This window comes from Brevundimonas sp. SGAir0440, assembly GCF_005484585.1.
Classification (GTDB): Bacteria; Pseudomonadota; Alphaproteobacteria; order Caulobacterales; family Caulobacteraceae; genus Brevundimonas.
This window is the reverse complement of record NZ_CP039435.1, coordinates 2,865,381-2,878,623: the sequence shown is the minus strand read 5'-3', so window position 1 is coordinate 2,878,623 and position 13,243 is coordinate 2,865,381. Positions and strand designations below refer to the sequence as shown.

At 64.2% G+C, this 13,243-nt stretch carries 13 protein-coding genes; 10 read left to right on the top strand and 3 right to left on the bottom strand.

The features are described 5' to 3' along the window. Positions 1-163 precede the first annotated feature (163 nt). The 3 genes from E7T10_RS14110 (at position 164) to E7T10_RS14100 (ending at position 3,170) form a co-directional block, all read left to right on the top strand. Complete coding sequence (locus tag E7T10_RS14110) at positions 164-916, top strand: hypothetical protein (RefSeq protein ID WP_137722294.1); 753 nt, start codon at positions 164-166, stop codon at positions 914-916. A gap of 362 nt (positions 917-1,278) precedes the next feature. Further along, positions 1,279-2,226: a retron St85 family effector protein gene (locus E7T10_RS14105; RefSeq protein ID WP_371275696.1), complete on the top strand. Its 948-nt coding sequence runs from the start codon at positions 1,279-1,281 to the stop codon at positions 2,224-2,226. Further along, the gene (locus E7T10_RS14100) at positions 2,223-3,170 is read left to right on the top strand and encodes a retron St85 family RNA-directed DNA polymerase (protein WP_168189954.1); all 948 of its coding nucleotides are present in this window, start codon (positions 2,223-2,225) and stop codon (positions 3,168-3,170) included. Before E7T10_RS14105 ends, E7T10_RS14100 begins: the two co-directional genes overlap by 4 nt. A gap of 15 nt (positions 3,171-3,185) precedes the next feature. Here the strand turns inward: E7T10_RS14100 and uvrB are convergent, their stop codons facing one another. Further along, a complete protein-coding gene (gene uvrB / locus E7T10_RS14095; protein WP_137722291.1) occupies positions 3,186-5,528 on the bottom strand; it encodes an excinuclease ABC subunit UvrB in 2,343 nt (780 codons plus the stop codon). Between the two features lie 141 nt (positions 5,529-5,669). On the opposite strand from uvrB, the gene E7T10_RS14090 reads away from it, so the two are divergent. From E7T10_RS14090 to E7T10_RS14065, 6 genes are all read left to right on the top strand, one after another. Beyond that, positions 5,670-6,005: a PadR family transcriptional regulator gene (locus E7T10_RS14090; protein WP_091749647.1), complete on the top strand. Its 336-nt coding sequence runs from the start codon at positions 5,670-5,672 to the stop codon at positions 6,003-6,005. A gap of 26 nt (positions 6,006-6,031) precedes the next feature. After that, complete coding sequence (locus E7T10_RS14085; protein WP_137722290.1) at positions 6,032-7,144, top strand: hypothetical protein; 1,113 nt, start codon at positions 6,032-6,034, stop codon at positions 7,142-7,144. Between the two features lie 73 nt (positions 7,145-7,217). Next, complete coding sequence (locus tag E7T10_RS14080; protein WP_137722289.1) at positions 7,218-7,919, top strand: hypothetical protein; 702 nt, start codon at positions 7,218-7,220, stop codon at positions 7,917-7,919. After that, on the top strand, positions 7,912-8,121 hold the full coding sequence (locus E7T10_RS14075; protein WP_017504712.1) for a helix-turn-helix transcriptional regulator: 210 nt from the start codon (positions 7,912-7,914) through the stop codon (positions 8,119-8,121). Before E7T10_RS14080 ends, E7T10_RS14075 begins: the two co-directional genes overlap by 8 nt. Before the next feature lie 58 nt (positions 8,122-8,179). Further along, a complete protein-coding gene (locus E7T10_RS14070) occupies positions 8,180-9,271 on the top strand; it encodes a bifunctional transcriptional activator/DNA repair enzyme AdaA (protein WP_137722288.1) in 1,092 nt (363 codons plus the stop codon). After that, positions 9,255-9,782, top strand: coding sequence for a methylated-DNA--[protein]-cysteine S-methyltransferase (locus E7T10_RS14065; RefSeq protein WP_137722287.1), 528 nt, complete (start codon positions 9,255-9,257; stop codon positions 9,780-9,782). The genes E7T10_RS14070 and E7T10_RS14065 overlap by 17 nt, the downstream gene beginning before the upstream one ends. On the opposite strand, the gene E7T10_RS14060 is transcribed toward E7T10_RS14065, so the two are convergent. After that, positions 9,779-10,489 carry a LamG-like jellyroll fold domain-containing protein gene (locus E7T10_RS14060; RefSeq protein WP_137722286.1) on the bottom strand — a complete coding sequence of 237 codons (711 nt, stop codon included), beginning with the start codon at positions 10,487-10,489 and terminating at the stop codon, positions 9,779-9,781. The two genes, E7T10_RS14065 and E7T10_RS14060, sit on opposite strands and share 4 nt — an antisense overlap. A 109-nt stretch (positions 10,490-10,598) precedes the next feature. Here E7T10_RS14060 and E7T10_RS14055 point away from each other — a divergent pair, with 109 nt between their 5' ends. After that, on the top strand, positions 10,599-10,997 hold the full coding sequence (locus E7T10_RS14055) for a host attachment protein (RefSeq protein ID WP_137722285.1): 399 nt from the start codon (positions 10,599-10,601) through the stop codon (positions 10,995-10,997). Positions 10,998-11,034: 37 nt separating this feature from the next. Here E7T10_RS14055 and E7T10_RS14050 read toward each other — a convergent pair whose 3' ends face one another. After that, positions 11,035-13,242, bottom strand: coding sequence for a methyl-accepting chemotaxis protein (locus E7T10_RS14050; protein ID WP_137722284.1), 2,208 nt, complete (start codon positions 13,240-13,242; stop codon positions 11,035-11,037). Between the last annotated feature and the right edge of the window lies 1 nt (position 13,243).

Here is a 13,243-nt window from a genome sequence, read left to right as displayed (position 1 = left end):
GGACAGGGGTGTCGCACGCCCCTGCGTCATCATCGGTCGCACCCGCGCCCTATGCACAGCTGGCGCGTGACCCCTGACATGTCGCGATGTGGAAAATCAAATCTCTAGCCTCGAAAATCGGCCTTCTTCCGGCCTGGGGTAGAGACCGCCCCATAATGCCCGCATGGAAAAACGCCGCTACAAGATCAAACCGCCCGAGGTCTGGACCCAGGTCCGAAAGGACTATCTGTCCGGCCTCGACGCCAAGACCGTCGCCGCCCGCCACGACGTGACCGAGGCCTCCATCCGCGCCCGCGCGACGAAGGAGGGCTGGTCCCGCCATCCGCGCAGCGAGGCCGCGACGCCTGCGCCCCAGCCCCTGTCGCCAGACGACGCGGCCGACCTGTCGCCGGACGACCCCAATGATCCCGCAGCCCTGGCCCGCGCCGCCGCCCAGGCCTCGGGCCGCGCCCTGCACGCCCAGGACTTCGCCCAGGCCCGCGCCCTGGCGGCCTTGGCCGAGACCTATCGCAAACTGGCCGACCGCGACGGCCCCGGCCGCGCCGCCCGCCTGACGGTGAAGAACGCGCCCCTGCAACTGGTCTTCGACATTCTGACCAATGAGGCTGAGGCCGAGCGCCGCTTCGCCATGAACACCAGCGACAAGAGCGACTGGGAACTGCGCGGCCAGTACTGGCAGGCGAAGCAGAAGCTGGAGCGCGCCAACACCGAATGGGGCCACGCCCAACTGGCCCGCCGCGTCCAGCTGGACCGCCGTATCGCCGCCCTCGAAGACCAACTCCGCGCCGCCGGCCTCGACCCCGTCATCGAACGCGAACAGGACCGCCGCATCTCCCAGGGCATCGACCTCTTCCTTGGCCCCCTGCGGGGGAGAGTGACGATGGAGGAATGGGAGAAGACGCTGGATGAGTTGTGAGAGCCGCTGGCTGCTAGAATCCGCAGAGAAAGCAGGTCTAAATGGGAAGGGCTATCAGGACGCGATCATAACCGGCCCGCTCATTTCAGCTGTCCGTCGAATCTTATCGGCAGCAGCTTCTCAAAAAGCCAGTGATTTTGGCGGGTCCACCTATCGCATGTTGACACGAAAGCGCTGAGTCGCCACAATCACCGAACACTTACGTGATTAGCACTCGTTGTGCTTGGTCCAGCGCTATCGCTGAGATCTAAGTTGATTGGCAGGTTTTATGGGCCACGGAAGATCGCGCCATTTCCGCGTCATTCGTGTTCTCATGTCCGCTGCGCTCGCGGAAATGGCGCGATCTTCCGTGTCCTAGGTAAGTGTTTAGCGGGCAAATTCCGAATATTTTTGAGTTGTGGAACGTTGCCACCCTTCGGGTGGCGGCGCCGAAAGACGTGATATTTATATGCGGCGGCCCATGGGGGGATCCGCCCAGTGCAGTTAAATCGCGTCGCGACATAATACTTCGAGAGAGTGTACGGGGAGAGCTTAAAAAGTTCCGCTTCGTGCGCGCGGAAAGTTTAACCGAAATTGGACAGAATGCTTCATATAAGGAATTTCTTACTTTTGAGGCTGATATAGCTCAAATATCGGCATTAGTACTTTTATTTGCAGAGAGTGCTGGCAGCTTCACGGAGCTGGGGGCATTTGCCATGGTAGATGACATTGCCGACCGGCTTTTGGTTATCGTGGATGACGTATATTATGTAGACGACTCCTTTATAAAATGGGGTCCAATCGAGTATCTAGAAAAATCGAGGGGGGATGAGTCCGTATTTGTTTTAAACCGTGAATCCGTAGGAATGATGCACGACGGACGAGTGACAGATATAGACCCTGTAGAATTTTCTGAACAAATACTTGGTGCCATCAAAAGACGAATCAGATCCTCGGCTGGTTCTTCCAAATTCGATCCTTCTAAAACAGGTCACGTCATTAGGTTTTTAACCGGTCTCCTTCAGGACTACGGTGCCCTTACTCTGGACGAAATGCATCTCTGCGCTGAAGCTTGTGGGTTATCGATCGCAGTGGATCGCGTGCAGGAATATATGACATCAGCGGAATTCCTCAGCTGGGTCTTCAAAAAGCGAGAAGGTTTCGAAACTTACTTCGCTGCCCGTGGGGGGCGTGAGGCTATCCGATATGATTTTTTGCCGAATGCTGCCTACATTGATCGAGCGAGATGGCGGGCCGATGTATTGGCTCACTGGCGGCGCCACGAAAAAAGTCGTGCGCGCGCTATCGATGCAGCGAGAGCGCTCGGATGATCGATGACCTAATCGGCCTGCTTTCGAGGATGACTGGGCTGCCGCCCTCAGCGGTCCGCCGTATCATTCTGTCAGCTCCTCGCCGCTATAAAGTCTATTATATTGATAAAAGGTCGGGTGGAAAAAGAGAGATCGCACATCCAGCTAGGGAGCTTAAGTTGCTCCAAAGGGCTTTTCTTGATGCGGTCTTAGAAGATCTTCCTGTTCATGTGTCGGCAACTGCTTACATTAAAGGTAAATCTCTGAAAGATAATGCGCTTCCACATGTGGGCGCGGGTCCAATATTAAAAATGGACTTCAGGGATTTCTTTCCATCAATCCGCGCAAAGGACTGGATCGCCTATGCGCGGGAACACAGGGTGTTTTCGAACGACCATGATGCGGAGCTTAGTGCTCTACTCCTATTTCGTAGGCCCAAGGGAGAATCGGTTCTCCGACTTTCTGTCGGAGCGCCGACTTCGCCAGCCTTATCTAACATACTGATGTATAACTTCGATCAAGCGGTGTGGGCGTCAGTTGGCGAGCGCTTTGTAACTTATACTAGATACGCTGATGATATGACGTTCTCCGCTGCCCGGACTGGATTTCTGCAAGGAGTTCAGACGAGAGTATCGGCTATAATTAGAGAAATGAGTTATCCCAAACTCGAGCTAAATCATCAGAAAACACGATTTGTCACTGAGAAATACCATCGTGATGTGACGGGTTTGACGCTGTCTTTGGATAATCGAGTTACGATTGGACAGCTCAGAAAGCGAAATATACGTGCAGGTCTTCACCAAGCTAAGCTTGGTCAATTGAGCCGAGAGGAGTTGCAGACGTTATCCGGTCACATAGCCTTCGCTGCTGACATTGAGCCAGAGTATATCGGAAAAATGAAGGAGCGTTATGGAGAGGATTTGCTCGACTGGATTACGAAAGGTCGGCAATCAGACGATCGCTGATGATTCCTAGGCCCCTTACAGCCGTCCCTTCCTGAACCGCTCCTGCGCCTCCGCCGCCGCCTCGGCGCGCCAGCGTTTGGGGGCGGACTTGTCGACGGCTTCGCCGGCGCCGGTCAGGGCTTCGTTGGCGAACTCCAGGTCCATCAGCTTCATGCGCTTGATCTCGTCGCGCAGGCGGCCGGCTTCCTCGAACTCCAGGTTGGAGGCGGCCTCGCGCATGCGGCCTTCCAGGTCGCGCAGGGCGGCCTGGAAGTTGGAGCCGACGAAGGGTTTGGAGGCTTCGGCCACGCCCGGTTTGGTCAGGCGATCCATCTCGCGCGACTCATAGGGGCTGTCCATGATCTCCTTGATGTCGCGCTTGACCGTTTCGGGCGTGATGCCGTGTTCGGCGTTATAGGCCATCTGCCGTTCGCGACGGCGGTCCGTCTCGGCGATGGCGCGCTCCATACTGCCGGTCATGCGGTCGGCGTACAGGATGACGCGGCCGTCCACATTGCGCGCGGCGCGGCCGATGGTCTGGATCAATGAGGTCTCCGAGCGCAGGAAGCCCTCCTTGTCCGCATCCAGGATGGCGACCAGGCCGCACTCGGGGATGTCCAGACCCTCGCGCAGCAGGTTGATGCCGATCAGGCAGTCGAAGGTCCCCAGCCGCAGGTCGCGCAGAATCTCGATCCGCTCCAGCGTGTCGACGTCGGAGTGCATGTAGCGGACGCGGATGCCCTGCTCATGCATATATTCGGTCAGGTCCTCGGCCATCTTCTTGGTCAGGGTGGTGACCAGGCTGCGATAGCCCTTGGCCGTCGTCGCCTTGACCTCGTCGATCACGTCGTCGACCTGGTTGCGGGTCTTGCCCGAGACGGGGCGGATCTCGACCGGCGGGTCGATCAGGCCGGTGGGGCGGATCACCTGCTCGACGAAGACGCCGCCCGCCTGTTCCATCTCCCACGGGCCGGGGGTGGCTGACACGTGTACCGTCTGGGGGCGCATGGCCTCCCATTCCTCGAACTTCAGCGGGCGGTTGTCGATGCAGGAGGGCAGGCGGAAGCCGTATTCCGCCAGCGTCGACTTGCGGCGGTAGTCGCCCCGGAACATGCCGTTGATCTGGCCGATGGTGACGTGGCTCTCGTCCACGAACAGCAGGGCGTTGTCGGGGATGTATTCGAAGAAGGTCGGCGGCGGCTCGCCCGGCGCGCGGCCCGTCAGCCAGCGGCTGTAGTTCTCGATGCCGGCGCAGCTGCCGGTGGCCTCCATCATCTCCAGGTCGAAGCGGGTGCGTTGCTCCAGGCGTTGCGCTTCCAGCAGCTTGCCGTTCTCGACCATCCAGTCCAGCGTCTCCTTCAGCTCCGCCTTGATGCCGGCGGCGGCCTGGTTCAGCGTCGGGCGCGGGGTCACATAGTGGCTGGCCGCATAGACGGTGATCTCGTTCAGATCGGCCGTCTTCTTGCCCGTCAGCGGATCGAACTCCTGGATCGCCTCCAGCTCGTCCCCAAACAGGCTGATCCGCCAGGCCCGATCCTCCAGGTGGACCGGGAAGATTTCGATCACATCGCCACGCTTCCTGAACATCCCCCGGTCGAAGTTCAGGTCGTTGCGCTTGTACTGCAGCGCGATCAGATCCGCCCGCAGCTTCGCCTCGTCGATCTGGTCCCCCACCTTCAGCGTGAACGTCATCGCCGTATAGGTCTCAACCGACCCGATGCCGTAAATGCAGGACACCGACGCCACAACAATGACGTCTTCGCGTTCTAGTATAGCGCGCGTGGCAGAGTGCCGCATCCGGTCAATCTGCTCATTTATGCTTGAGTCCTTCTCAATGTACGTATCCGTACGCGGAACATAAGCTTCTGGCTGGTAGTAGTCGTAGTAGCTGACGAAGTATTCGACTGCGTTGTCGGGAAAGAACGATTTGAATTCGGAATAGAGCTGGGCCGCCAGCGTTTTGTTCGGCGCCAGGATCAGGGCGGGGCGCTGGGTTTCCTCGATCACCTTGGCCATGGTGAAGGTCTTGCCCGAGCCGGTGACGCCCAGCAGGACCTGGTCGCGGTCCCCGGCCTGGGCCTGGGCCACCAGTTCGGCGATGGCGGCGGGCTGGTCGCCGGCGGGCGTGTATTTGGTCTCCAGCCGGAAGCGGCCCCCTTTCTTTTTGCCCTCGTGCGAGGGGCGGTGCGGCACCCAATCGGCGGGCGCAGCGACCGGCTCCTCCGGCGTCAGGCGCGGGCCGGCGACCGGGGCGAACATCGGCATCTTGCCCGTATCGCGGATAAAGGCGGCCGAGGCCTCCTGCACCCCTGGATTGGGGACGTGAACGGGCTTGGCCGGCTTGGCGGCGGCGGGCTTCGGCGTCGAAGAACGGTTCATGAACAGAACTTAGTGCGTGAGGAAGTCTCTCGCCATAGCGCGCTGACCTGCGCCTAGTTGCGGTCGGCCTAGTTTGACTCCCTCACACAGTATGTCCCATACACTGTATACCACACACTATGTGACGCACGGAGGTGGCGGGTGAGCGAGAACGACGAGGCGTTGCTGTTCGAGAGTCTGCGGCTGGAGCTGCGGCGGGGGTCGTTGATCCTAGCCGTGCTGGCGAGCCTGCGGCGCGAGCAATACGGCTATTCGCTGCGGGTCGCCTTGGGCGAGGTCGGGGTCGAGATGGAGGAGAGCACCCTCTATCCGCTGCTGCGCCGGCTGGAGAGCCAGGGGCTGCTGGACAGCGAATGGCGCGAAGAGGAGCGGCGCAAGAAGCGCTTCTACCGCCTGTCGCCGCGCGGGGAGGCGATGCTGGAACGGCTCGCCGTGGAATGGCGCGGCTTGTCGGCCTCGCTGGAGAAGATGCTGTGAACATCGGGAAAGAGGGAGAGGCCGGCATGGACCTAGTCGAACGTTATCTGAAGGCCGTGGCGGCCCAGCTGCCGAAGGAGAGCCGCGACGACATCGTCGCCGAGCTGCGTGACGAGATCATGGGCCGTCTGGAGGCGCTGGAGGCGCGTCTGGGCCGGGCGCCGACCGACGACGAGGCCGAAACCCTGCTGCGCGAGGTCGGTCATCCGCTGAGCGTGGCGGCTCGCTATCGCGCAGGACCGCAGGCGCTGATCGGGCCTGAGCTTTATCCGTGGTGGATGTTTGGGCTGAAGGTCGGGCTGACGGTCATGGCCGCCGTCACCCTGATCGGCCTGGCCGTGCGGGTCCTGGTCGGCGACGTCTATGTGGGCCAGGCGATCGGGCAGGGCATTTCCAGCCTAATCAGCGGCGCGATCACGGTCGTGGGTCTCCTGACCGCGGTCGGCTTCGTGCTGGAGCGTCAGTCGAAGAAGCCGGACTTCATCGCCAAATGGCGCGTCAAGGACCTGGGTATGTTCGAGCTGGGCGGCGATTTCGACGCCGAACAGTGGGGGCAGAAGCTGGCGAACGGCGACTGGTCGGGCGGAAGCGCGGGTCAGGCCAAGTCCGGCCGCGCCGTGCGCAAGAGCGCCGAGATGTCGCCCGTGGCGCGTGCGGTGGCCAGCACCATCGGCTGGACCGTGGTGCTGCTGTGGTGGACGGGTCTGTTGCAGGTGGCGCCGATCCGGCCGGAGGAACTGGCAGGCGTTGTCGACGGCGTCGATTACGGGCGCATTCTGGCGGACATGGTGCGGGTCGCCTATTGGCCGGTTGCTCTGTTCGCCGCCTGTCGCATCGGCTTCGACCTGATGCGGGCGGCGTCGGGCGGCAATGTACGGCTGACGGCGCTGGGCGACCTGGCGTTCGGGATCGCCGCCGCCTGGGGCCTGCTGTGGGTCTGGTTCTGGTCGGCGCTGTCGCCGGTGATCTGGGTCGGCAGCGTCACCGATTTCGTGGACCGGATTCGGGTTCTGATCGGCCGCTCCGGCGAGGACGTCGGCGGGGTGGCGACGATCCTGATGGTCGTGGTCGTCTGGGCCTTCGCCGCGGAGGTGGTGCGGGTCATCCGCGCGGCGGCGCGCCTGGTGGTCGGTCGATAAATGCGACGCCCCCTCTTGACGGCGTGTAACCTATAGGTGATATGTCACCTCAAGGTTACTTCAGGAGGACGTCGTGAACAAGGATGAAAACGCCGCGGTTCTGCGGGTGCAGTCGAGCCGGCGTAGATACTGGTGGGGCGGCGTCGCTATGCTGGTCATCGGCGCCGCCGCCCTGGCGGGCGGCGCGGGCTTCGCGCTCATGCATGGCACAGAGGGCGATCAGGCGACGACGGCGGGCGTGGCGGCGGGCTTCGGCTTTGGGCTGATGATCATCGGGGCCATGATGGCGTGGTGCGGCCGACCCGGTCAGCCCATCGATGTTGCGGAGAGCCGGGAGGGCGCCCGCCGCGAAAAGCTGCAGCGGGAGCGCACCCGACAGCTGGTGCTCTTTCCCCTTGTGCTGCTGCTGTTCATGGCTCAGGCGCATCTGGCCATGCAGCGGGTTCTGGGCGGGGACCACAACCTGGGCGCCTATGTGCAGATCCTGCTGCCGGTTCTGTACGGCTGGTTGATCCCTGTGCTCGTCATGGGCTGGGATTGGAATGCACAGAAGAACCGCCGTCTGATGGAAGACGAGCTGACGCAGGTTCTGCGGGCGCGGTCGATGATCCTGGCCTTCGTCGTGCTGATGGGCGGGGTCACCGTGGCGCTGGGTCTGGGCTTGTGGCGCGCGGACTATGGCGTGCTGGCTCTGCCCTATGTCCTGGCGCTGGGCGGGGCGTCGGCAGGCCTCCGGTTCGCCTGGCTGGATCGCGAGGCCGGTCGCGATGGGTGATCCCAGGCTCGGCTCGCGGTTGAAAGAGGCGCGAACCGCCGCAGGCCTGACGCAGCAGGGGCTGGCCGACAAGGCCAGCGTCTCGCGCAAGACCATCAATACGGTCGAGAACGGCGTCTTCGTACCCTCGACCGTTCTGGCCCTTGAACTCGCCCGGGCCTTGGATACGACGGTCGAGGCCTTGTTCTTCCTGAGAGACTGATCCGATTCATGTCCGAAAACCGCGAGACATCGTCGGGCGGGCGGCGCATCCTGCGGGCATGGATCAGTCGTTGGATCAGGAGGCTTGCTGGCGCGCCGTCGTGGCGCGGGACGCCCGTTTCGACGGGCGTTTCTTCACCGGCGTCACCTCGACCGGCATCTATTGTCGGCCCGTCTGCCCGGCGCGGACGCCGAAGCGCGAGAATGTGGTCTTTCACCCCAGCGCCGCAGCGGCCGAGGCTGCGGGCTTGCGGGCCTGTCTACGATGCAGGCCGGAGACGGCGCCGGAAATGGGCGCTTGGCGAGGCACGTCCAATACTGTGAGCCGGGCCTTGGCGCTGATCGAGGCGGGTGCGCTGGATGTCGGCGACACGGACGCTCTGGCGACACGGCTGGGCATGGGCGAGCGACAGCTGCGCCGCCTGTTCCGTCAGCATCTGGGCGCGGCCCCGGTCAGCGTGGCCCAGACGCGGCGTGTCTTCCTGGCCAAACAGTTGATCCACGAGACCGACCTGTCGATGGCCGAGGTGGCGATGGCGTCGGGCTTCGGCAGCGTGAGACGATTTAATGAGACGTTTCAGGCCCTGTATGGTCGCGCACCGTCCGACCTGCGGCGTCGCAAGGTCGATGCGGATGCGGGCGGGGTAATCAAGATCGGTCTGTCCTACCGCCCGCCCTATGACTGGGACGCCATGATGTTGACCTTGGCGACGCGCGGCGTCGCGGGCGAGGCGGTTGTCGATGACGTCTGGACCCGGCGGCTGCGCCCCGACGTGGATGGCGCGGAGGGTGCGGTGACGGTGCGCCCCGCCGAGCCGGGCAAGGCGGCGGTCGAGGCGCGGATCGACAATCTGAAAGCCTTGCCGGGCGTGCTGGCGCGGGTGCGGCGCGTGTTTGACCTCGCCGCCGATCCCGAGGCGATCACGCGCGACCTGTCGGCCGATCCCGTTCTGCACGCCGCAATCAGGGCGAGCTCGGGGTTAAGGCTTGCGGGCGACTGGATCGACGCCGGCGAGGATGCGCCCAGCGACCGGTTGGCGACGACGGACGCCGCGCTGCTGGCGCGCGCCGAGCGGTGGCGGCCGTGGCGGGCCTACGGCGCACTCTATTGGGCCCTGAGCGAGGAACGGCGAGATGACCAAGCAGCCTGACATGCATCTGACCCTGGATCGCATCCCGTCCCCGGTCGGCGAGGTGCTGGTCGTCACCGACGCCGACGGAGCGGTGCGGGCGCTTGATTTCCACGACTACGAGGCCCGTCTGCGCCTGCTGCTGCGCCGACATTACGGTGAGGTCGTGCTGACCGAAGGCCGCGCGCCGAAGCCAGTGCGCCGGGCGGTCGAAGCCTGGTTCGGCGGCGACCTGACCGCCTTCGACGCCATCACGGTCCGCACCGGCGGCACGGAGTTCCAACGCGCGGTGTGGAAGGCCTTGCGCGACATCCCGACCGGCGAGACCCGCACCTATGGTCAGCTTGCTGCGGCCATCGGCGCGCCCAAGGCCGTCCGCGCCGTGGGTCTGGCCAACGGCGCCAATCCGGTCGGCGTCATTGTGCCCTGCCATCGCGTGATCGGAGCGAACGGGACGCTGACCGGCTATGCGGGCGGCCTTGAGCGCAAACGCTGGCTGTTGGGGCATGAAGCGGGCGGTCGGCTGCTTTAGCTCCGTGTGAATCGTTCGGGCGGCAGGGCGGCGTGGGTGAAGCGGGCCTGACGCACCGCGCCCTTGAAGTAGTTCACGCGGTTGATGCGGCAACCGACCGAAGCGCGGCCTGGCCCTTGCGGCTTGAACGGCACCGGGTGTTCGCCCTGCAGGACCCCGTCGACATAGGCCCGGTACAGGACGCCGTCGAAGGTTTGCGCGACGTGGAACCACTGTCCGCACGGATGGAGCCGCTCGGGGAAAATCAGGGTGTGGTTGTAGCCGGGCCCGCGCGTGAAGGCGTCCAGGTACCAGCGGTCCTGAACCACGCGAATCTCGAACAGGAAGCGCGTCTGCGACGGCGGCTGATCGGCCGGCGCCTCTTCGGCGAGATGAAACCAGCGTTGCTCGAAGGCGCCGCCGTCGGGTCGGAACAGGGCCTCGAACGTGAAGGTTTCGGCCCCGGCCAACGGATGCTGATCGATGAACAGGGCGTCGTCCACGCCGTCGAACTGAACCGCTCGGCCAAAGGGGCTGTCGATCAGGCCCGGCGCGCCCTCGACGCGGGTCTCGATTCCCCCGATGTCGGCCAGGCGATCGAAGGTCCATACCGTCTGGCGCGGCGATGCAGCCGTCATGGTCGCGCACCCCGGCAGCATCGTAGCCGCGGCGCCCGATGCGACCAAGGCCATCAGGCGGCGGCGGTCCAGCGGCAGGACGTCAGGCATGGTTCATCTCCCGGCGGTTTTCTCGCGCGACACTATGGGATCGGTGGCGCGAGGCAACGGCCTGCGTCCCGGTTCGTTGTCTCGATCCCTACAGACTGGAGTATCGACGATGAAACTTTCCAATGGCGCGCTGGTGGCGGTGGTCGATGGCGAGAAGCTGGCCCTGTTCAAGAACACGAACGCCTCGGACATCAAGCTGACGCCGCTGGAAACGCCGGCCATCGCGGATCGGGTGTCGGGTTCGGCCGGCCGCCGATCCAATGAGGCGAACCCAGACAATGACACCCAGGCCGAGGACGGTTTCGCCATGGGCGTCGCCGAGGTGCTGAACAAATGGTCGGTCACCAACAAGATCGACGATCTGCTGGTGATCGCCGCGCCCAAGACGCTGGGCGAGCTGCGCAAGCATTGGCACAAGGACCTTCAAGCCAAGCTGGTCGGCGAGATCGCCAAGGACCTTACGGGCCATTCCAGCGATCAGATCGCCGCAGCCATCGATAAGGCGTGAAGACAGACGGGCGCTGTGCGTGGCGCCCGTTCCCTGATCAGGCGGCGCGTCTGGACTGCGCCGTCTGACCCAGATCAAAGCGACTGATCAGACCCTCCAGTTCGCCGGCCTCGCTCGTCAGAGCGTGGCTGGCGGCGGTGGATTCCTCGACCATGGCGGCGTTCTGCTGGGTGAACTGGTCCATTTGATTGATCGCCACATTGATCTCACCGATGCCGACCGACTGTTCGCGCGTCGCGGCGGCGATGGTGCGAACCAGGGCGTTGGCCTCCGCCACCTGGACAGCAATGGCGCTGAGGCTGTCGCGCGTCAGCGACACCTGATCGGATCCGCGCTGCACATTTCTTTGCGACAGGGCGATCAGCGCCTTGATTTCCTTGGCGGCGCTGGCCGACCGCTCGGCCAGGCTCCGCACCTCGGAGGCGACGACGGCGAAACCGCGTCCGGCTTCCCCGGCCCGAGCGGCCTCGACGCCGGCGTTCAGGGCCAGAAGGCTGGTCTGGAAAGCGATCTCGTCGATGACGCCGACGATCTGATTGATCTGGGTCGAGGACTGCTCGATCTCCGACATGGCGCCGATTGCGTCCTGCACCACGGCCTCGCCCTTGTCGGCCGCCGCCTGAGCGGCCTGAGTGATGTCTCGGGCGCGCTCGGCGTTTTCGGCGCTGCTGCGCACGGTCTGCGTCAGCTCGTCCAACGCGGCGGCGGTCTGTTCCAGACCGGCGGCCTGCTGCTCGGTGCGGCGCGACAGGCTGTCGGCGGCTGCGGCGATGTCCTGACATCCGCCGCGCATCGACTGGGCCGTGGTCCAGATGCCGGTCATCGTCGTGTGCAGCTGATGCAGCGCGGCGTTGTAATCTTCTGGGATGCGACGCGTGTCGGCGGTGAAGCCCGCCTCCGGCATCCGCCAGGCCAGGTCGCCGGCGGCGAGACGCGACAGACCTTCTCCCAACGTCTCGACGGCGCGCGTTTGCGAGGCGGCGAAGAGCTCCGTCTCCTCGGCGTGCCGGCGACGATCGGTCTCGGCGGCCGCACGTTCGCGCTGCTGCTGGTCGCGCCGCGCCAGACCGTCCGCAAGCTCAAGCCGGAACCCTTCGAGCGCCCGCGCGATCTGGCCCAGTTCGTCGGCCTTGTCCGCACCGGCGACGGGAATGTCATAGCGTCCGTCGCTCATGGTCCGCACATCGGCCGTCAGACGCGCAAGCGGGCGTCGGATCAGACGGTCGCTGGTGATCAGAAGGGCGACGATGATGGCGGCGATGATCAGAACGCCGCCGACCAGAAGCATCAAGGCCAACTGCCGCGCCGGGGCCTCGATCGTCGCGACAGGAATGTCCAGCACGACGGCCCAGGTCGCCTTTTGACCGGGCAGGATGACAGGCTGGACCAGACGCCGAACCGGCTCGCCGTTTACGCTGACGCCCTCGACCGCCTGGGCCTGGCGTTCGGCGATGACGTTGCGCACGATGTCCGCGCCAGCGTCCGCATAGGCTTGGCCTCGCACGGCGGCGTCCGGATGGGCGACCCAGACGCCCTTGTTCGACACCAGTGTGACGCGGCCCGTGCCCAGCGGCTTCATCGCCGCCAAGCGCTGCGACAGGTTGGCCAAGGTGATGTCCAAGCCCGCGACTCCGATGATGCGGCCGTTGGCGCGCACCGGATAGGCGACCGAGGTCATCGCGACCTTGCCGCCGCCAATGTTCTCTTCGTACGGTTCGACCACGACCGGCGCGCCGCTGGCCATCGGCTCGGTATAATAGGCCTGTTCGAAGTCGGAGCCGTCAGCCTCGGGCTCCAGGGAAATCTGACCGTCACGACGCACCCAATAGATGGAAAGTCGTCCGTTGACGTTCGAACTGCTCGCCGCATCCCTGATGTGGGCGGCGTCGGCGCCGACGGCGTCCGGGGCAGCCATGAACCAGGCGCCCATCACCTGATCGGTGGCTTCGGCGTTCGGCTTGACCAGCGCCATATAGGCGGCGCGGTCGGTCAGTCCCGTCTGTCGTGCGGCGCCCAAGGTCGCGGCCAGGGTCTTGGCGCCCGTGCCGGCCGAGACGATCTCGTTGCGGATTTCTTGCGAGGCTTCTAGCGCAGCGCTTTCGGCGTATCGGCCGGCCATGTCGCGGACGATCGCGCCGGAATAGGCCGTCACGCCGATGGCCGCGACGATCATCAAGGCGCCGATGGCGAGCCCCGCCACCACGGCGAGCTTTAAGGCGATGGACAGGCGATTGAACGAGAACATG

Excerpts from the sequence above, each read along its gene's own strand:
- E7T10_RS14060 (WP_137722286.1), bottom strand. The coding sequence starts at position 10,489 with ATGCCTGACGTCCTGCCGCTGGACCGCCGCCGCCTGATGGCCTTGGTC.
- E7T10_RS14070 (WP_137722288.1), top strand. The coding sequence starts at position 8,180 with ATGGATCAGTCGTTGGATCAGGAGGCTTGCTGGCGCGCCGTCGTGGCG.
- E7T10_RS14085 (WP_137722290.1), top strand. The coding sequence starts at position 6,032 with ATGGACCTAGTCGAACGTTATCTGAAGGCCGTGGCGGCCCAGCTGCCG.
- E7T10_RS14050 (WP_137722284.1), bottom strand. The coding sequence starts at position 13,242 with ATGTTCTCGTTCAATCGCCTGTCCATCGCCTTAAAGCTCGCCGTGGTG.
- E7T10_RS14065 (WP_137722287.1), top strand. The coding sequence starts at position 9,255 with ATGACCAAGCAGCCTGACATGCATCTGACCCTGGATCGCATCCCGTCC.
- E7T10_RS14055 (WP_137722285.1), top strand. The coding sequence starts at position 10,599 with ATGAAACTTTCCAATGGCGCGCTGGTGGCGGTGGTCGATGGCGAGAAG.
- E7T10_RS14100 (WP_168189954.1), top strand. The coding sequence starts at position 2,223 with ATGATCGATGACCTAATCGGCCTGCTTTCGAGGATGACTGGGCTGCCG.
- uvrB (WP_137722291.1), bottom strand. The coding sequence starts at position 5,528 with ATGAACCGTTCTTCGACGCCGAAGCCCGCCGCCGCCAAGCCGGCCAAG.
- E7T10_RS14075 (WP_017504712.1), top strand. The coding sequence starts at position 7,912 with ATGGGTGATCCCAGGCTCGGCTCGCGGTTGAAAGAGGCGCGAACCGCC.
- E7T10_RS14110 (WP_137722294.1), top strand. The coding sequence starts at position 164 with ATGGAAAAACGCCGCTACAAGATCAAACCGCCCGAGGTCTGGACCCAG.